This window comes from Phytomonospora endophytica (assembly GCF_014202425.1).
Lineage (GTDB): Bacteria > Actinomycetota > Actinomycetes > Mycobacteriales > Micromonosporaceae > Phytomonospora > Phytomonospora endophytica.
In genome coordinates this window covers 365,106-384,122 of sequence record NZ_JACHGT010000001.1, presented here as the reverse complement: position 1 = coordinate 384,122, position 19,017 = coordinate 365,106, and the positions used below count along the sequence as shown (strand labels likewise).

Genomic DNA, 19,017 nt, shown 5'->3' with positions numbered 1-19,017 from the left:
CCGATGAGGTTGCTCACCGCGCGTTCCACCCCGGCTCGCCGATCTTACGGCCCGCGCGCTCGCCGGGGCGGGCGCGGTCAGTCCTCGGATTCGTTCAGTCGCTGACTGATCACCTGGGACACGCCACCGCGCATGCTGACGCCGTACAGGGCGTCGGCGACCTCCATCGTGCGCTTCTGGTGGGTGATGACCAGCAGCTGCGAGGTCTCCTGCAGCTGGCGCAGGAGGTTCAGCAGACGGCCGAGGTTGACGTCGTCGAGGGCGGCCTCGACCTCGTCCATCAGGTAGAAGGGGCTGGGGCGCGCCTTGAAGATGGCGCACAGCATGGCCAGTGCGGTCAGGGAGCGCTCGCCGCCGGACAGCAGGGAGAGCCGCTTCACCTTCTTGTTGGGCGGGCGGGCCTCGACCTCGACGCCGGTGGTGAGCATGTCCTCGGGGTCGGTGAGGATCAGCCGGCCCTCACCGCCGGGGAAGACGGTGGCGAAGACGTGCTCGAACTCGCGGGCGACGTCGTGGTAGGCCTCGGTGAAGACCTGCAGGATCCGGTCGTCGACCTCGGTGACGACCTGGAGGAGGTCCTTGCGGGTCTTCTTGAGGTCGTCGAGCTGTTCGGAGAGGAACTTGTAGCGCTCTTCGAGGGCGGCGAACTCTTCGAGGGCGAGGGGGTTGACCTTGCCGAGAAGGGCGAGGTCGCGTTCGCCGCGGGCGGCGCGCTTCTCCTGGGTGGGCCGGTCGTAGGGCGTCGGGAGGGGCGCGGGTTTCCCGTCGTCCTCGGCCTTGGTGATCTCGGCGGGGGTCGGCGGGACGTCCTGGTGGGGCCCGTACTCCTCGATGAGGGTGTCGAGGTCGAGGCCGAAGTCCTCGGCGGCCTTGATCTCCAGCTGCTCGATGCGCAGGCGCTGTTCGGCGCGGGCGACCTCGTCACGGTGGACGGCGCTGGTGAGGCGTTCGAGTTCGCCGGTGAGTTCGCGGACGGTCTTGCGGACGTCGGTGAGGGCGGCTTCGCGCGCGTTCTTGGCGAGCTGGGCCTCGTCGCGTTCGGCGGCGGCGAGGGTGAGGGAGTCCTCGATGCGGCCGAGGACGGTGCGGGCTCCGTCGGCGACGGCCTTGGCGATCGCGGCGCCGCGTTTACGGGCCTGGCGGCGGGCTTCGGCGCGTTCGCGGGCCTCGCGTTCCTGGCGGGCCTGGCGGGCGAGGGCGTCGGCGCGGCCGGAGAGGGCGGCGACGCGCTCCTCGGCGGTGCGGACGGCGAGACGGATCTCCATCTCGTTCTGCCGGACCTGCTGGACGCTCGCGGCGAGCCGGTCGCGGTCGGCCGAGGACGGGTCGTCGTCCTCGGGTTCGTCCTCGGCGAGGCGGAGCTGCTCTTCGAGTTCGGCGAGTCCGGCGAGGTCGGTGTCGCGGGCGGCCTCGGCCTTGTCGCGGGTGGTGACGAGGCGTTCGACCTCGGCGACGGCCGAGCGGGCGGCGGCGCCGAGTTCGGCGAGGCGGCGGCCGGTCTCGTTGTTGCGCTGGTCGACCTGTTTGCGCAGCTGGGCGACGTTCTGGAGTTCGCGTTCGCGGGCGGCGGTCTCCTCGCGGGCGGCCGACAGGTGGCTGCGGAGGGTCTCGGTGCGCTGTTCGGCTTCGGCGCGTTTGTCGCGGGCCTCGTCGACGGCGGCCTGGACCTCGATGTAGCTCTGTTCCTTCGCCGAGCCGCCGGCCGCGCGGTGGGAGCCGAGGACGTCGCCTTCGGCGGTGACGGCGGTCAGGGCCGGGTGGGCGGCGAGGAGGTCGCGGGCGGAGGCGAGGTCGCGGACGACGACGGTGCCGGCGAGCGCGCTGCGGACCGCGCCGGACAGGTGGGCGGGAGCGCGGACGAGGTCGGCGGCCCAGCGTGCGCCTTCGGGGAGGGTCGCGGCGGCGTCGGGGACGTCGGCATCGGCGCCGATGAGGAAGGCGGCGCGCCCGGCGTCGTCCTCCTTGAGGAGGGCGAGCGCGGCGAGGGCGCCTTCGACGTCGGAGACGGCGACGGCGTCGGCGAGTCCGCCGAGGGCGGCGGCGAGGGCGGCTTCGTGGCCTGGGTCGACGGCGAGGAGGGCGGCGACGCTGCCAAGTAGGCCGGGTACGGCGTCGGCGCGTCCGAGGAGGGATCCGGCGCCGTCCTTGCGGCGCAGGCCCATGGCGAGGGCTTCTTCGCGGGCCTTCCACTGGGTGGCCTCGCGGTCGGCGGCGCGTTCGGCGTCGGCGAGTTCGCGGACGCGCGCCTTGGCGGCGGCGACGGCGTTCTGGGCTTCTTCGTAGCGGCGGGCGAGGTCGGCGTCGCCGGCGCCGGCGGTCTCGGACTGGTCCTTGACCTCTTCGTGGGCGACGGTGGCGATCTCGGCGCGTTCGCGGGCTTCGGTGAGGGCGGTCTGGGCGCGGGCGATCTCGTCTTCGGCGGCTTGGGAGCGCGTGCGCAGGGCGTTGACCTTGCCGGTGAGGCGGGCGAGTCCTTCGCGGCGAGCGGCGACGGCCTTGACGGCGGCGACGAGGGCCTTCTCGGCTTCGGAGAGGGCGCGTTCGGTCTCCTGGCGGGACTCGACGGCGGCGGCGAGTTTGGCCTGGTCGGTGTAGAGGGCCTCGCGGAGTTCGACTTCTTGTTCGCGGACGCGGACGGCTTCGGCTTCGAGGATCTCGGGGTCGCGGCCGGGGCGTTCGTCGGCGGTGTCGGCGGAGAGGAAGCGGAGGCGTTCCCCGGCGAGCTGGCTGGTGGAGCGGAGGCGTTCCTGGAGGGCGGAGAGGCGGTACCAGGTCTCCTGGGCGCGGGCTAGCGCGGGCGCGTCGGCGGCGAGGCGGGTCTCCAGGTCGGCGAGTTCGTCGCCGGCTTTGCGGTGGGCGGTTTCGACCTCGGTGCGGCGGGTGCGCATGGCGCTCTCGTCGGCGACGTCCTTGGCGAGGGTTTCGCGGAGCTGGGTGAGCTCGTCGGCGAGGAGGCGGAGGCGGGCGTCGCGCAGGTCGGCCTGGATCCCGGCGGCGCGGCGGGCGAGGTCGGCCTGGCGGCCGAGGGGTTTGAGCTGGCGGCGGAGTTCGGCGGTGAGGTCGTTGAGGCGGTTGAGGTTGGCGCCCATCGACTCCAGCTTGCGGAGGGCCTTCTCTTTGCGTTTGCGGTGTTTGAGGACGCCGGCGGCCTCTTCGATGAAGGCGCGGCGGTCTTCGGGTTTGGCGTGCAGGATCCCGTCGAGGCGGCCCTGGCCGACCAGGACGTGCATTTCGCGGCCGATGCCGGAGTCGGAGAGGAGTTCCTGGATGTCGAGGAGGCGGCAGCGGTCGCCGTTGATCTCGTATTCGCCCTCGCCGGTGCGGAACATGCGGCGGGTGATGGAGACCTCGGTGTAGTCGATGGGGAGGGCGCCGTCGGAGTTGTCGATGGTGAGCGTGACCTCGGCGCGGCCGAGGGGCGCGCGGCCGGTGGTGCCGGCGAAGATGACGTCTTCCATCTTTCCGCCGCGGAGGGCCTTGGCGCCCTGTTCGCCGAGGACCCAGGCGATGGCGTCGACGACGTTGGACTTGCCCGAGCCGTTGGGGCCGACGACGCAGGTGATGCCGGGTTCGAAGCGCAGCGTGGTGGGCGACGCGAAGGATTTGAAGCCCTTCAGGGTCAGGCTCTTGAGGTGCACGCGGGCTCCGGGTCGGCTCGGACGCGAAATGGACGCGGTCGGTGGGCTTGCCCTGGCAGGCTACCTGTTCACCCCGTCATCACATGGCGATAACCCTGGCAACTCACCGGTGGGGGCGGGCCGGGACGCAAAACGGCGCGCCGACCAATGGTCCGTCGGCGCGCGTCTTGACTTCTAGGGTGTCAGCGTACGGTGATCAGTTCGCCGGCCGACTTGGACAGCCGTTCCAGGTCCTCACGCTCCGCCACCTCGGCGGTGAGTCGATCATTGTCGGCGCGCAGACGCGCCACCTCGAATTCGAGGGTCCGTACCCTGGCACGCAGTTTGGTGACCTCGTCGAGCATGCGCCGGTCGGGCGCGTTGCCTACGTGGCCATACAGGGCCTTGGCCATGGTGTCTCCTTGGGAGCGCGCGGCAGCAGGTTACGTTGGCTCGCGTACCCGCGGCTTCGCTCGATGATTGTTTATTGCCACATTAAGCGGCTTGCGCTGGTCGCGTACGGCAGGTGTCGTATCCGAACGGCACGCACCGGACGATGCAGGCGTGATCCGCGCGGTGGACGAAACAGTGCTGTTCACCTACTGGCGACACGACCATCCTCCGCTCGATCGTGTCAAACGTCAAGCCTGACATACCGCTGATCGTGCCCCTTTTCGGGGAGATACGCCGGTGAAGGCAAGAATTTTTCGGATGTTACGACCGAAATCACAGTCGCGGACTCGCGTCGGCTCGCGAAAGCCGCTAGCGTCGGGGCGCTATGTCGTCCCCCACCCCTCGGACGCGCCCGCGTAGCGACTCGCCCGGCCGGGAGCCCGGCGGACGGACGCACACCGGCGCCCACCGACTTCAGCGGCACGGCGCCTGGCTGGCCCGCCTCGGCGCCGCTGCCCTCGTTCTGCTCCTCGCCGGGCTGATCGCGGCCTGGTTCACCGGGGCCCTTCCGTTGCGGCAGTCGACGCAGACCGATGACGCCGCCAGTGACGTGCCGATCCGTGTCGACCCGAGCGCGTCGGCGGACGGTGAGGACAAGGCCAGCCGTGATGACCGGGGTGCCGGTTCGGCCGAGCCGAAGCCTTCGGACAAGGAGACCAAGGACGAGTCGGAGGACGATCCGCCGCCGCCCGACGAGGATCTCAGCGAGATGGAGCAGCTCGCGGCGGAGGCCGTGCGGTTGACGAACGTCGAGCGGGAGCAGGCGGGCTGCGGGAAGGTGAAGGTCAACGGCAAGTTGACGAACGCGGCGGTGGGGCACAGCCGGGACATGGCGGAGAACGACTATTTCGATCACAACTCGCAGGACGGCCGGACGCCCTGGGATCGGTCGCGCGAGGCGGGGTACGACAACGCGATCGGGGAGAACATCGCGGCGGGTTACACGTCGGCGGCGGCGGTGATCGAGGGCTGGATGAACAGCGAGGGGCATCGGGCGAACCTGTTGAACTGCGACGCGAAGGCGATCGGACTCGGCGTGGCGAGCCACAACGGCGGGCAGCTGTACTGGACGCAGATGTTCGGCAGCGTCGCCTGACGCACCTGCGGGCGGGGTCATGCGGCTCACGCTGGGCCCGTCCGTATCGGTCGCATCATGGGCGGGTCAGGCTTCGCAGCTCGCCCCACGCCGGAAGACCAGAAGCCAGCCTCAAGAACGCAAGTCCCTCTGCACGATCGGGGTCCGGGCAACCGCGGCCGAAGCCGTCCCGCGCTTCGCTCGCCCATCCACCCAGGGGACCCGGCCGCGTTCCCGCACCACCCCGGGAACCCGGCACCGGCGGCGGGCCGAGCCCGATCCCCTACCTCTCAGGCGGCTTCGTTCGCGCCGTCCAAACCGGCACTGTCCACTGTGTACATTTCGCCCGCATCCCTCACCCTTTGACCGGGAACTGTCACAGATCCGACTTATACCTCCCCTTTCCGTCACCCATCAGTGACGATGTGTCGGCGGCCGGTGAGCGTACCCGCCGCCCGGTTCCCCCCTGGAGGCGCAATGGATCTCGTTGTGTGTGATGCCCAACGCGCTTATGGCGACGCGCTCGCCTCGGTTCTCGCCAATCGTGGCCATCGTGTCGTGACGGTCCCCGACAGTGGGCTTCCCCGGGCCATGGGTTCGGGTTCGCCGCAGGTCTGTGTCCTTGAACTGGGTGCGGCCGTGCGGGCCCGGGAGGCGGCGGCGTTGTTCCCCGAGGTCCGCATTTTCGTGTTGACGGGCCGGGGTGACGCGCGGGTGGTGCGTGATCTCGTCGCGGCGAGGGCGGTGGGTGCGGCTTCGACGATGCGCCGGCTGGATTCGGTGGTGCGCGCCATCGAGGAGGTCGGCGCGGGCCGCACTCACTACGATCCGATGCTGTTGCGGGCGGCGTTGCGTCCCGATCAGGAGATGGACGACGCGACGGCGCACCGGCTCGCGGCTTATCTCACCCCTCGTGAGGGCGAAGTACTGCGGCGGATCGTGCGCGGTGAGGACACCCGCGCGATGGCGGGCGACATGGGCGTGTCGATCACGACGGTCCGTTCCCACGTCCAGAACGTCCTCGGCAAACTCAACGTGCACTCGCGGCTCGCGGCGGTCGCGTTCTCCCTCGGCCACGGCCTGGTCTCCCTGCGGCGCGACGAGGCCGAAGTCTTAACCGTCGTATAGTCCGGGCATGCCCGAACTTCCCGAAGTCGAAACCGTGCGCGAAGGCCTCGCCCGCTGGGTCGTCGGCCGCACGATCGGCGAAGTGAACGTCGCGCATCCGCGTGCCGTCCGGCGCCACCTCGCGGGAGCCGACGACTTCACCGACGCCCTCGTCGGCCGCACCGTCACCGGTGCGCGGCGCCGCGGCAAGTACCTGTGGCTGCCCCTCGACTCCGGCGACGCGATCCTCTGCCACCTCGGCATGTCGGGGCAGATGCTCGTGCAACCCCCCGACGCGCCCGCCGAGAAACACCTCCACGTCCGCGTCGACTTCACCGACGGCGGCCGGCAGCTCCGCTTCGTCGACCAGCGCACCTTCGGCGGACTGTCCCTCTCCCGCGACGGCGCCGAACTCCCACCCGAGATCGCGCACATCGCCCGCGACCCCGTCGACCCCGACTTCGACGATGAGGCCTTCGTCGCCGCGCTCCGCAGGAAACATACCGAAGTCAAACGCGCCCTCCTCGACCAGACGCTCATCTCCGGCATCGGCAACATCTACGCCGACGAAGCCCTCTGGCGCGCCCGGCTCCACGGGCGCCGCGCCACCCACAAACTCACCCGGCCACCCGTCCGCGCCCTCCTCGGTCACGTCCGCGACGTCCTCGCCGAAGCCCTCAAAGCAGGCGGCACGAGCTTCGACGCCCTCTACGTCAACGTCAACGGACAATCCGGCTACTTCGACCGCTCCCTCAACGCCTACGGACGCGCCGACGAACCATGCGGACGCTGCGGCACCCCCATCGCCCGCGAAGCGTTCATGAACCGCTCCTCCTATTTCTGCCCCCGCTGCCAACGCCGACCCGCCAGCTAAGCTGCGACAGTGTCCGCAGACGACTACACGGCCTACCCAGGCCACGACCCCGCCGACCCGCCCAACGGCGCCGCACCCAGCTCATGCCTCGGCTGCCAGGGAACAGGCCGCACCTGGCGCGAATACATGGCCGTCGGCCCCCTCCGCGCCATCGACCTCGAACCCGGCGAAGTCGGCTCCGTCCCCGTCCTCGGACTCTGCAAACACTGCAGGGGATACGGCTGGACCTGGGGGACGAGACTGCACTGACGGGGGCTGGGTTTGTTCGGGCGGCGCTCTGGCTCTTTCGGACGGCGCTCTGGCTCTTTCGGGCGGTGCGAACGAAACCGCCTGAGAGGCAGGGGATCGGGCTCGGAGTGCCCCTCCCCGTACCCCGGACGCCTCCGCCCGCAGCGAACGTTTCCCCACTCCGCCCGCCACGCCCGTAGCGTCGCACCCATGACCCGAACCGCCTTCGTGCTCGGCGCGACCGGCCAGATCGGCCACGCCGCCATCACCGCCCTCCTCGCCGACGGCTGGGACGTCACCGCCGCCTCCCGCGGCCGCAGCGCCAACACCATCCCCGACGGCGCCCGCCCCATCACCGTCGACCGCTCCGACCCCGCCGCCCTCGACGCCGCCGTCGGCACCGGCTACGACGTCCTCGTCGACACCATCGCCTTCACCGCCGCACACGGCCGCGAACTCCGCGCCTTCGCCGGACGCGTCGGCTCCGCCGTCGTCATCTCCACCGGCGCCGTCTACACCGACACCGACGGCAACGCCCTCGGCGACGACCCCCTCTTCCCCGCCGCCATCCCCGAAACCCAGCCCACCAGCGACCCCACCCTCGGCGGCTACGGCCCCGACAAGGTCGCCCTCGAAAACGAACTCCTCGCCGCCGGCTCCGAACTCCCCACCACCCTCCTGCGCGCCGGCACCATCCACGGCCGCAACTCCGCCATCCCCCGCGAGTGGTACTTCGTCAAACGCGCCCTCGACCGCCGCCCCGTCCGCATCCTCGCCCACCCCGACGCCGTCTTCCACCCCGTCGCCGCCGTCAACCTCGCCGAACTCATCCGCCTCGCCGCCCACCGCCCCGGCAGCCGCGTCCTCAACGCCGGCGACCCCACCCCGCCGACCGCCGCCGAAATCGGCACCGCCATCGGTGCCGCCATGAACCACCTGCCCGAAGAGATCCACCTCGACGGCCCCCCGATCGGCAACATCGGCGACAGCCCCTGGAGCCTCCCCGGCTCCTTCGTCATGGACATGGGCAAAGCCGCACGCGAACTCGGCTACGAACCCGTCACCGACTACGCCGGAGCCCTCCCCGACACCATCGCGTGGCTCACCGAGGTCACCGCCGGCCGCGACTGGCGCGAAGTCCTGCCCGGAACGAAACTGCTCGGCGGCGCCGACATGTTCGACTACGACGCCGAAGACGCCTGGCTCGCCGAGCGCAGGTGAGCGCGGATGAGCGGTTCGCACCGGTCCGGCTACATTCGCTCCATGCTCACACGACAGCACGTCGAGTCCGCCCAGGAGCGCCTCCTCGGCCGGGTCCGCCGCACACCGGTCATGCGCGCGTCGGCGGCCTGGCTCAAGCTGGAGTTCACCCAGCACACCGGCTCCTTCAAGGCCCGTGGTGCGTTCAACCGCATCCTCGCCGCCTACGAGAGCGGCGAATTCGACGGCGGCCCCGGCATCGGGCGGCAACGCCGGCCTCGCGGTCGCGCACGCGGCTCGGAGCCTCGACATCCCCGCGACGGTCTACGTGCCGCAGACCGCGCCCGCCGTCAAGGTCGCGAAACTCCACGACCTGGGCGCGACCGTCGTCCAGGTCGGCCGGGAATACGCCGACGCCTACGAGTCGGCCACGAAGTTCGCCGCCGAAGGCGGTTCGCTGTTCGTGCACCCCTACGACCAGGCCGACGTCGTCGCCGGGCAGGGCACGGTCGCCCTCGAACTGGAGGACCAGGTGTCCGATGTGGACACCATCATTGTCTCGGTCGGGGGCGGCGGGCTGATGGCCGGGATCGCGGCGGCGGCCGACGCGCGGGTCGTCGCGGTCGAACCGGTGGGCTGCCCGACGCTGCACAAGGCCCTCGACGCCGGCGAGCCCGTCGACGTCCAGGTCACAGGTGTCGCGGTGGACTCCCTGGGGGCGCGCCGGATCGGCGACATCGCCTTCGAGGTGGCCTCACGCACGAGCGTCCACAGTGTTCTCGTGCCCGACGACGCGATCGTCGAGGCCCGGCGGTGGCTGTGGCGGGAACACCGCTTCGTCGTCGAGCACGGCGCGGCGTGCGCGCTGGCCGCGCTCCTGTCGGGCGCCTACACGCCAGAGGAGGACGAACGGGTCGCCGTGGTCCTGTGCGGAGCCAACACCGACCCGTCCGACCTCGCCTAGCAGTGCCCGGGCCGCGCGTCGGCGGCCAGTGAGCGGCTGAGGTTCCAGGCGAGCAGGTCGTCCTGGTCGTCGAAGCAGGCCAAACCGTCGAGCACGTCGGCGCGCTGGAAGGCGGGCAGGCCGTCGAGGCCGGGCACGACATCGGTCGAGAGCGACGTGAGGTATTCGATGTCGAGCTTGCCGGTCTTGGCGTAGTGGTCGGCGTTGCGTTGTGCGATGAGCCCGTCGGGGTTGAGCACGGCGAGCGCGATGAGCGCGACGGCTCCGGTGGCGGCGACGGTCCGGGGCAGCCAGCGGGCGCGGAGGCGGATGCCGGCGACCATGACGAGCAGGAAGACCAGGCCGAGCCAGAGTTCGACGGTGAAGATCCAGACGCGCAGGCGGGTGAGTCCGTACATGTCCTCGTAGAGGGACATGCGGTGCAGCGCGGAGGCGACGACCACGAGGGACAGCGCGCAGAGGGCGCCGAGCAGGACGCGCAGGATGAGGCGTTCGGCCTTCTGGGCGCGTGGTGCCTTGCGGGCGGCGACGGCGATGACGGCCAGGGTGAGCACGGTGACCCAGCAGAGTTGCCAGAAGCCGCGGCGGGCGTATTCGGCGTAGGTGAGGCCGGTGGTGCGGGCGACGTATGCGGCGCCACCGAAGAAGGCGACGGCCTGGACCGCGACGAAGGCCGCGAAGAGGGCGTTGAGGAGGGTCAGCGGGACGGCCCATTCCCAGAGCCGGACCTTCCGGGCGGGGCGGGCGCCGATGAGGTCGAGGCGGGCGGGGCGGACGGCGAGGTGGGCGTAGGCGAAGCCGCCGGTGAGGAAGAACAGGAAGAGGATGGTGCGGCCGATGGCCAGGCCGGGTGACATGGTCGGGGTGATCGTCTCGACGAGTTCGGCGAAGGCGGGGTCGGCCGAGGCGAAGAGGGCGCCGAAGACGACCACGACGACGGTCGCGATGACGGCGGTGCGCAGGATGAGCATCGCCGAGCGGCGTCCGGGTAGGTCGGCGATGCCGCGTCTGGCCCAGCTCAGGCCCGGTAGCCACAGGACGGCGGCGAGGAACGGGCCGTAGAGGAACCCGGCGAAGCGGATGGGCGGGGCGAGGGTGGCGGCGATGGCGCCGAAGCCGATGAGGACGCAGATCGCGACGAGGGCCTCGTTGTCGCGCAGGGACGGTACGAGGAACAGCGCGACGGCGATGACGGCGCCGACGGCTCGGGTGACCGGCTGGTCCCGGCGCGCGAGCGGGAGGGTGGCGGCGAGGAGGCCGATGCCGGTGAGGGTGATTCCGACGCCCGGGTCTCCAGAGGTGAACGCGAAGGCCGCCAGGAGTGCCGTCGCGGCGAGCGCGGCGAGGGCCCAGCGGGGTGCGGCGGTGGTCGCGGTGGGCAGGAGGCGCCGGAAGAAGGCGGTGACCGGGTCCGGGGGCTGCGGCAGGATCTGGACGTAGGGGACGGTCGCCATCGGGATCTTCCCGCGTAGTTCCGGTGCGGTTCCGTGCCAGGGCGCGGATCCGGGTTCGGCGTGGGGCGGGATCTGCGGGGTGGTCATGTGAGCTGCCTTTCCGGGTGCCGGCGCGCACGGGCACGGCGCGGCGGCCGGCCCGTCTCGGGAGTGGTCGGCTGTCGGTGTTCGGGTGCGGTGGGCATGGGGCATCACCATCACGGTGCGTTGTGCGGTGTCGTGATCGGTAGGGCCGTTCAGTCCCGTTCGGGTGGCCCGTGTTCGGTGGGGAGGTGCGGGTCGGGCAGCCTGACTCTGATGAGGCAGCCGTGGGCGGAGTCGAGGACGGCGATCTGGCCGCCGTGGAGTTCGGCGATCCAGCGGGAGATGGCCAGACCGAGGCCGGTGCCGCCGTCGCGGCGGTCGAAGCGGGCGGCGTTGTCGCCTCGGGTGAAGCGTTCGAAGACCCGCTGGCGTTCGGCGAGGGGGATGCCGGGGCCCTGGTCGGCGACGTCGATGAGGACGGCGCCGTCGGTGTCGCGTCCGGCGGTGACGGTGACGGTAGCGCCGGTGGGGCTGTGGCGGACGGCGTTGTCGAGGAGGTTGGCGACGACCTGGTGGAGTCTGGCCGGGTCGGCTTCGGCGGTGAGTCCGGCGGGTGCGTCGACGTGGACGGTGACGTCGCGGCCGCTGAGGGATTGTTCGGCGGCGGCTCGCCGTAGGAGGGGCAGAACCTCGAAGGCCTTGCGGCGCAGGGGGACCACGCCGGCGTCGAGGCGGGACACGTCGAGGAGTTCGCCGACGAGGCGGCTGAGCCGCTCGGTCTGCGCCAGTGCCGTCCGGAGGGTTTGTTCGTCCGCTGTGGACACTCCGTCGACGACGTTCTCCAGTACCGCTTGGAGGGCGGTGATGGGGGTGCGCAGTTCGTGGGAGACGTTGGCGATGAGTTCGCGGCGCTGGCGGTCGACGGCGGCGAGTTCGCCGGCCATCTGGTTGAAGGCCTCGGCGAGGACGCCGACCTCGTCCTGGGCGGTGGCGCGGACGCGGACGTCGTAGTCACCGCGGGCCATCTTGCGGACTCCGGCGGTCATCTCGCGCAGGGGCGAGGTCATGCCGTGGGCGAGGACGCGGGAGACGAACACGGCGCCGAGGATGGCGATGATGGCCATGTCCCAGGGCAGGAACCCGAGCAGGGACCAGAAGACGAGGAGCCCGAAGGTGCCGGATCCGACCAGCAGGATGGTGAACTTGATCTTCACCGAGCGGACGCGGTCGAGTGGCCGGGGCGCGACGTCGCCGAGCCAGATCCACATCTTGGTGACGGGGCCGCCGTCGCTGGCGCGTGCGCGCGGGCTGTCGAGGTAGTCGGGCAGCCACCGCCGTCCCCTCCGCGGCGGTGACTGTTCGACGCTGTGGCCGGTCACTGGGGGCACTCCAGTGCGTAGCCGACGCCGTGGACGGTGCGGATGATGCCGTCGCCGAGTTTGCGTCGCAGGGCGCGGACGTGACTGTCGACGGTGCGGATCCCGGCGGCGGCGGTGTGTCCCCAGACTTCGCCGAGGAGCTGTTCGCGGGTGTGGACGACGCGTGGTCGGGTCGCGAGCCGGACGAGGAGGTCGAACTCGGTGGCGGTCAGGTGCACCTCTGCGGTGTCGCGGCGGACGCGGCGTTCGGTGCGGTCGATCTCGACGTCGCCGACGCGCAGCGCGGGCGGGCGTTCGGCCGGCGCGGTCCGTCCGACGCGGCGGAGGAGCGCGCTGACGCGGGCGGTGAGCTCGCGCATGCTGAAGGGCTTGGTGAGGTAGTCGTCGGCGCCGACGCCGAGCCCGACGAGCATGTCGGTCTCGTCGTCGCGGGCGGTGAGCATGAGGACGGCGACGGGCCGTGCGGCCTGTACCCGCCGGCAGACTTCGAGGCCGTCGATGCCGGGCAGCATCACGTCGAGGACGAGGGCCTCGGGGCGGTACTCCTCGGCGGCGTCGACGGCGGTGAGTCCGTCGCCGACGACGCGGGTGTCGTAGCCCTCGGCTTCGAGCCGGGCGGCGATCGACATGGCGATCGTCGGTTCGTCTTCGACGATGAGGATCCGCCTGCGGGTGTCTGAGCTGGGCATGGGGCCAGCGTAGGACGTGTTTGTGGAGACGGTGACCGGCAGTTGTGGAGATTTCGTGGAGATCACGGCCCCCGCCCGATCCCCTACCTTTAAGGCGGTTTCGTTCGGCGCCGCAAAACCGGCACAGAAAAACCCCTTGCGCACCGACTGGATCATCGGTTAACGTCTCGCCCGGAGTTACAACGGTGCCGACCCGAACGGGTCCGCGTGAGTGAGAGAGGAGGCGCCGACGATGACTGCCGCTGCGCGGCCCATGCCGCATGTCTCGACCGCCCTCCTCGGCGAGGGCGACGCTCGCTAGGCGAGCAGTCCTTCCCTCCACCCCACCGGCTCTGACCAGGCCTTTCGCTGTCGCCGGTGACCTTTGCGAACTTCCACAAGGAGAACCACCAGTGCGCGAGCGCGACTCTTTCGTTCCCATGAAGTCCCGTGGCCGTAAGTCCGGTGCCCAGGATTTCTTCTTCGAGCAGGCAGAACGTTTCAACGACGACTTCGAGATCGAGGTCGTCGACCCCGAGGCTCCCCCGTTCGGCGACCGCTGGACGACCTGGGACCAGTCCGAGCCGCTGCAGCGGGCTCCGCGGCCGTGGCCGGACTGGCTGATCACCGATCTCGGCGCCGTCGACATCGAGCACGGCATCCTCAAGACCGGCAAGGAGGCCGACGTGTTCCTCATCGAACGCGTCGTGCCCGACACCGACCGGTCGGTCCTCCTGGCCGCCAAGCGCTACCGGGACGCCGACCACCGCATGTTCAACCGCAGTTCGGAGTACACCGAGGGCCGCACGGTCCGCAAGTCGCGTGACCAGCGCGCGATGGACAAGGGCACCAAGGTCGGTCAGGAGATGCTGGCCGGGCAGTGGGCCGCGACGGAGTGGAACGCCCTGGTCCGCATGCACAAGGCGGGCGCTTCGGTGCCTTATCCGGTGCAGATCGTCGGCACCGAGGTGATCATGGAGTTCATCGGCACGGACCGCACGGCCGCGCCGCGGCTGGAGATCCTGCGGCCGACACCGGTCGAGCTCGCCGACCTGTGGGATCAGCTCGTGTTCAACATGACCATCATGGCGCGGGACGGTTTCGCCCACGGCGACCTGTCGGCGTACAACATCATCGTCGACGGCGGCCGCCTGGTCATCATCGACATGCCGCAGATCATCGACGTGGTCGCCAACCCGCGTGGCCGCTTCTTCCTGGAGCGGGACGTGCGCAACGTGGGCGCGTGGTTCACCTCGCGCGGCATGGACGAGAAGTACGTCGACGCGCTGGTCGCCGACCAGTTCGCCGACGCCAGGCTCAACTGAGCCCGGCGGCGAGCAGCGGCGCCACTTCGGCGCCGAGCCTCGCGATCGTGGCGCCGGTGGCCGTCGGGTCACCGGCCCCCTCGACCATCAGCAGTGCGTGCCGGATCCCGGTCCGCTCGGCCGAGCGGCGCAGCACTTCCGCGCAGTACTCGGGCGGGCCGACCGGGTGCATGCCGATGAGGGTCTCGACGTATGCGGCCGGGTCGCGTCCGGGCCCGGCCGAACCGTCGATGCGGACGTACTCGGCGACGCCCTCGCCTATCCAGCCGGGCATCGCCGCGCGCAGGGCGTCGGCGGCGGCCTGACGCGTGTCGTCGACGTGGCAGAGATACGCGGCGGCGTGCGGGACGGCGTCGACGTCGTGGCCGTACATCGCGGCGGTCTCACGGTAGCGGTCCAGCAGCTCCGCCTTGCCCGAGTCTCCTATGTGGACACCGAGCAGCAGCGGCAGGCCCCGCTTGGCCGCGAGGTCCACGGTGGACGGCGAGGTGGCCGCGACCCAGACCGGCAGCGCCGCTTGCGGCCGGGGCACGACCGCGACCTCACGGAAGTTCACGAAGCGCCCGTCGGCGGCCACCCGGGGTTTGCCGGATACCCAGTCGCACAAGACGTCAAGGGTCTCGCCGAAGCCTTCGGCGTAGCGTTCGACGCCGGTCCCGAAGACCTCCAGGTCGACCCACGGTCCGCCCCGGGCGACGCCGAGCCGGAAACGCCCGCCGGACAGCACGTCCAGGGCGATCGCCTCCTCCCCCAGCGCCACCGGGTTGCGGTTCGACAGCACGCAGGCCGCCGTGCCCACCGCGATGCGCTCGGTGCGGCCGAGCAGGTTCCCGGCCACCACCGTCGCCGAGGGGCACACCCCGTAGGAGATGAAGTGGTGCTCGGCCAGCCACACCCCGTCGAGGCCGGCGCGTTCCGCCGACAGTCCATAGGAGACGGTGCGGTCGAGCGCCTCCCGCGCCGAGACGCCCGGGAACTTCGCCCCCGCGAGGAACAGACCGAGACGCACACACCCTCCAAGAGGTTCGGGTGCCGGGAACGCCGTGAAGGCGACGGCGTCCCCGGCACGATCATTCGCCGTATCCGACGGCTCTAGCAGTCGCGGAGTTCCGGCGACTGGTTGCGCAGCTGACCGGTCGGGGAGATGAACTTGCGGTAGGTGTCGGAGTCGACCGCCGCGGGCCGGAACGCCGCCACCCGGTGGCAGTTCTGGAAGGCCAGCTTCACGCCGAAGTGGCGCTCGATGCCGCCCCGGATCGCGTCGGAGGCCAGTGCACGCAGCAGCTGCCCGCGCGCCGTCTCGTCCGGCGGCGGGGTCACGTTGTCGGCGAACGGCGCCTCGGTGGTGCCGAGGTCGCCGACCACCCGGCTGATGGTCTCCCACGCGTAGGGGAGGGACGTGCGGACGCACTCGACGAACTCGGCGTCGGTCACCTCACCTCGTTCGGCCTTCTCCAGCAGATCCGGCGAAACGTCAAGGGACATGTCGGCTCCTTTCGGGATTGGCGGACACGACGTCCAGTGGACTCCACCCGACCGCCACGTACTGTCAGACAGTTGTCAGCGGACCGTGACTAGCTCAACGCCGGGGCGCCGCTGCGGGCTTCGAGGAGCTCCGGGCCGAGGACGAAGCCGGGGTCGATCTGCGCCGACAGGTCGACGCCGGCGCGGTCGCTGCCCCAGGCCTCGGCGTTGCGGCGGTGGAACTCGTGGGCCTGGCGGGTGAACTTCGCCCAGTCCTTGCCGACACCGTCGACGAGCGCGCGGGCCCGGTCGAGGACGGCGAGATTCGCCTCCTCCAACTCGGTGATCTCCAGGTGCCGGCCGCGCTCGGCCGCCTTGACGAAGCCCGAACGGCCGCACCATCCGATCAGCGCGTCGCCGACGTGCTCGCGGAGGAAGTCGACGTCGGACTCGTCGTCGACCTTGTTGCCGATGACGGCGATGCGGACGTCGAAGTCGGCGGCGTAGCCCGCGTACTGCTTGAAGACGCCGACGCTGCGGACCGTCGGCTCGCAGACCAGGAAGGTGCAGTCGAAGCGCGTGAACATGCCCGACGCGAAGGCCTCGGCGCCGGCGATCATGTCGACGACGACGTACTCGCCGGGCAGGTCGATCATGTGGTTGAGCAGCAGCTCGACGGCGCCGGTCTTGGAGTGGTAGCAGGCGACGCCGAGGTCGTTCTCGGTGAAGCCGCCCGTGACGGCGAGGCGGATGCCGCCCACGCTGGTGACGAGACCGTCGAAGAGCGCGTTGGTCTCGGTGATGCCCAGGAGCCGCGAACCCGGACCCGGCGGCGTCGTCTTCAGCATTTGGTCGACCGACTCGATGCGCGGGTTGTCGCCGCGCAGGTAGTCCTTGATGCGCGGGAGGGCGTCGCCGAGCGTCGGCAGCGCGACGGCGTCGATCTCGGCGAGGCCGAGGGCGCAGGCGAGGTGCTGGTTGACGTCGGCGTCGATCGCGAAGACGGGATTCCCGAGCTGGGAGAGGCGACGGACGAAGAGCGACGCGAGGGTCGTCTTGCCGCTGCCGCCCTTGCCGACGAAGGCGAGTTTCACGGTGTGGCTCCTGGTGGCGTGATGTTGAACTTGGGAACCAGTTTCAGTAAGGGGGTGGGCGAAGTCAAGGAGGGTGGGGGCGTGTCGGGGGGATTCGCTGCTGGTGGAGGGGGTGGGGGGCAAGGGGCTTGGGGTTTCGGGCAACACGCCGCGCCGGCGACTCTCGCTCAAGGTCCTGCCGGCGGCTCCTTGCTGGCTCGTTCCTCTTCGCTTGCCGCCCACCCGCGCCGCTGTTCGCCGGCCAGCCCTTGCGGCCCGCTCGCCCGCCCGCGCGGCCCGGCCCCGCTCGCAGCTCCCGCCGCCCTTCGCTCGCCGGCCCTCGCGTCTAGCCCTTCGCACGCAGCGCTTCGCGACCCCACCCCGCGTCTGCATTCCGCGCCCGCACAGGCATGGCAGCGCGAGCTTCGCGGCCACCCTTCGCTCGCCACCCTTCGCAGGCCAGGCCTCGCTCGCCCCCCTCCCCCGCCACCAGCTCTTCGCACTCGCGCAGGCTTCGCATCACCGACTTCGCGGCCATGCCTTCCCTCACCACCCCTTCGCGGCTGTGGGTGCGCGGGCCTTCGCGTCTCAGCCTTCGCGGTCCTCTTCCCTCGCCGCCTGGCTTCCGCGCCCGCGCCCGCGCAGACATCGCAGCGCGAGCTTCGCGGCCACCCTTCGCTCGCCACCCTCCCCCGCCAGCTTTTCGCACTCGCGCAGGCTTCGCATCACCGACCTCACAGCCCTGCCCTCCCTCACCACCCTCGTCGCCGCCCCTCGCCTCCTGCGTTCCGCGAAGCCCGCGCAGACATGGCAGCGCGGGCTTCGCGCAGCCGCTCTTCGCTCGCCGCCCCTTGCACGCCACCTTCCCGGCCTTGGCTTCCTGCTTTCCGCGCGAGCGAGGGCTCGGCAGCGCGGGCTCCCGCCGCTCGCCGCCCGCTTCCGCACCCGCGTGGGGCGGGCCACGAAGGGACACGAGCAGTGGCTGGGTCGCGAGGGCCGGCCAGTGAAGGACGGCGGGAACGGCCGGGCGCGGAAAACAGGTGGCGGGGAGACGCGGGCTTCGCAACGCAGTCCTCGCCGGCCCATACCCTGCGGGGCCGCCCTTTGGGGCGTGGCAGCGCGGGCTCCCGCCGCTCGCCGCCTGCATCGGCGCCCGCGTGGGACGGGCCGCGAAGGATGCGAGCAAAGGCTGGGGGCACCAGAACCGGTCAGCGAAAGGTCACCGGAAACGGCGAGCACGGAAAGGGCCGGGCGCGGAAAACAGGCGACGGGGAAGCGCAGGCTTCACTCGCCGTTGTTCACCTCGCGCTTTCCGCGAAGCCCGCGCAGGCTTGGCAGCGCGGGCTTCGCGGAGCCGCTCTTCGCTCGCCGCCCCTTGCACGCCACCTTCCCGGCCTTGGCTTCCTGCTTTCCGCGCGAGCGAGGGCTCGGCAACGCGGGCTCCCGCCGCTCGCCGCTCGCCGCCCGCTTCCGCACCCGCGTGGGGCGGGCCACGAAGGGACGCGAGCAGTGGCTGGGTCGCGAGGGCCGGCCAGTGAAGGACGGCGGGAACGGCCGGGCGCGAAAAACAGGCGACGGGGAAACGCAGGCTTCACTCGCCGTTCGGCACCTCGCGTTTTCCGCGCCCGCGCAGGCCCGGCACGCAGGCTTCACGACCCATCCTTCGCTCGCCGCCTCGCATAGGCAGCCCCTCACACGCCACCCTCCCGGCCCTCACTTCCTACTTCCACGCAAGCGAGCGCTCGGCAGCGCAGGCTCCCGCCACTCCCGCCTCGCATAGGCAGCCCCTTACACGCCACCCTCCCGGCCCTCACTTCCTGCTTTCCGCGCAAGCGAGCGCTCGGCAGCACGGCCTCCCGCCGCTCGCCGCCTGCTTCCGCACCCGCATGGGACGGGCCGCGAAGGATGCAAGCAGAGGCTAAGGCCCCAGGGTCGGTCAGCGAAGAGGGCGCCGGAAGCAGCCAGCGAAGCAGAGCGCGCGGCAAACACGCGGCGGTCCGCGGGCTTCGCCACGCAGGCTTCACGGCCCGCCTTTCGCTCGCGGTTCGTCGCCTCGCCGCCCCTAACCCCCCCCGCTCTTCGCGCCCGCACGTCCTCAGCGGCGCAGGCTTC

15 protein-coding genes are annotated in these 19,017 nt (G+C 71.2%); 7 read left to right on the top strand and 8 right to left on the bottom strand.

The window, feature by feature from the left end:
• Nucleotides 1-77: 77 nt before the first annotated feature.
• Nucleotides 78-3,638, bottom strand: coding sequence for a chromosome segregation protein SMC (gene smc, locus HNR73_RS01550; protein WP_184785369.1), 3,561 nt, complete (start codon nucleotides 3,636-3,638; stop codon nucleotides 78-80).
• Between the two features lie 182 nt (nucleotides 3,639-3,820).
• Entirely contained in the window at nucleotides 3,821-4,030 is a 210-nt protein-coding gene (locus tag HNR73_RS01545; protein WP_184785368.1) for a hypothetical protein, read from the bottom strand.
• A gap of 365 nt (nucleotides 4,031-4,395) precedes the next feature.
• Between HNR73_RS01545 and HNR73_RS01540 the strand changes: the two genes are divergently transcribed.
• The 6 genes from HNR73_RS01540 to HNR73_RS01515 all read left to right on the top strand — a co-directional run bounded on the left by HNR73_RS01540 (nucleotide 4,396) and on the right by HNR73_RS01515 (nucleotide 9,518).
• Nucleotides 4,396-5,166, top strand: coding sequence for a CAP domain-containing protein (locus HNR73_RS01540; protein WP_184785367.1), 771 nt, complete (start codon nucleotides 4,396-4,398; stop codon nucleotides 5,164-5,166).
• Between the two features lie 417 nt (nucleotides 5,167-5,583).
• Nucleotides 5,584-6,273: a response regulator transcription factor gene (locus HNR73_RS40585; RefSeq protein ID WP_184785366.1), complete on the top strand. Its 690-nt coding sequence runs from the start codon at nucleotides 5,584-5,586 to the stop codon at nucleotides 6,271-6,273.
• Nucleotides 6,274-6,280: 7 nt separating this feature from the next.
• Nucleotides 6,281-7,126, top strand: a complete 846-nt coding sequence (mutM, locus tag HNR73_RS01530; RefSeq protein WP_184785365.1) for a bifunctional DNA-formamidopyrimidine glycosylase/DNA-(apurinic or apyrimidinic site) lyase — start codon at nucleotides 6,281-6,283, stop codon at nucleotides 7,124-7,126.
• Between the two features lie 9 nt (nucleotides 7,127-7,135).
• The gene (locus HNR73_RS01525) at nucleotides 7,136-7,375 is read left to right on the top strand and encodes a hypothetical protein (RefSeq protein WP_184785364.1); all 240 of its coding nucleotides are present in this window, start codon (nucleotides 7,136-7,138) and stop codon (nucleotides 7,373-7,375) included.
• A 189-nt stretch (nucleotides 7,376-7,564) separates the two neighbouring features.
• Nucleotides 7,565-8,575: an NAD-dependent epimerase/dehydratase family protein gene (locus HNR73_RS01520; protein WP_184785363.1), complete on the top strand. Its 1,011-nt coding sequence runs from the start codon at nucleotides 7,565-7,567 to the stop codon at nucleotides 8,573-8,575.
• Between the two features lie 178 nt (nucleotides 8,576-8,753).
• On the top strand, nucleotides 8,754-9,518 hold the full coding sequence (locus tag HNR73_RS01515) for a serine/threonine dehydratase (protein WP_239122100.1): 765 nt from the start codon (nucleotides 8,754-8,756) through the stop codon (nucleotides 9,516-9,518).
• Here HNR73_RS01515 and HNR73_RS01510 read toward each other — a convergent pair.
• The 3 genes from HNR73_RS01510 to HNR73_RS01500 form a co-directional block, all read right to left on the bottom strand.
• On the bottom strand, nucleotides 9,515-11,059 hold the full coding sequence (locus tag HNR73_RS01510) for a DUF4153 domain-containing protein (protein WP_184785362.1): 1,545 nt from the start codon (nucleotides 11,057-11,059) through the stop codon (nucleotides 9,515-9,517). The genes HNR73_RS01515 and HNR73_RS01510 overlap by 4 nt on opposite strands.
• 149 nt (nucleotides 11,060-11,208) lie before the next feature.
• Nucleotides 11,209-12,375, bottom strand: coding sequence for a sensor histidine kinase (locus tag HNR73_RS01505; RefSeq protein WP_308441939.1), 1,167 nt, complete (start codon nucleotides 12,373-12,375; stop codon nucleotides 11,209-11,211).
• Nucleotides 12,372-13,064: a response regulator transcription factor gene (locus HNR73_RS01500; RefSeq protein ID WP_184785361.1), complete on the bottom strand. Its 693-nt coding sequence runs from the start codon at nucleotides 13,062-13,064 to the stop codon at nucleotides 12,372-12,374. The genes HNR73_RS01505 and HNR73_RS01500 overlap by 4 nt, the downstream gene beginning before the upstream one ends.
• A 419-nt stretch (nucleotides 13,065-13,483) precedes the next feature.
• Between HNR73_RS01500 and HNR73_RS01495 the strand changes: the two genes are divergently transcribed.
• Entirely contained in the window at nucleotides 13,484-14,368 is an 885-nt protein-coding gene (locus HNR73_RS01495; protein ID WP_184785714.1) for a serine protein kinase RIO, read from the top strand.
• Here HNR73_RS01495 and HNR73_RS01490 read toward each other — a convergent pair.
• The 3 genes from HNR73_RS01490 to HNR73_RS01480 form a co-directional block, all read right to left on the bottom strand.
• The gene (locus HNR73_RS01490; protein ID WP_184785360.1) at nucleotides 14,361-15,377 is read right to left on the bottom strand and encodes an LLM class flavin-dependent oxidoreductase; all 1,017 of its coding nucleotides are present in this window, start codon (nucleotides 15,375-15,377) and stop codon (nucleotides 14,361-14,363) included. The genes HNR73_RS01495 and HNR73_RS01490 overlap by 8 nt on opposite strands.
• Before the next feature lie 83 nt (nucleotides 15,378-15,460).
• Nucleotides 15,461-15,853, bottom strand: a complete 393-nt coding sequence (locus HNR73_RS01485; RefSeq protein WP_184785359.1) for an SCO5389 family protein — start codon at nucleotides 15,851-15,853, stop codon at nucleotides 15,461-15,463.
• A gap of 89 nt (nucleotides 15,854-15,942) precedes the next feature.
• A complete protein-coding gene (locus tag HNR73_RS01480) occupies nucleotides 15,943-16,926 on the bottom strand; it encodes an ATP-binding protein (protein WP_184785358.1) in 984 nt (327 codons plus the stop codon).
• Between the last annotated feature and the right edge of the window lie 2,091 nt (nucleotides 16,927-19,017).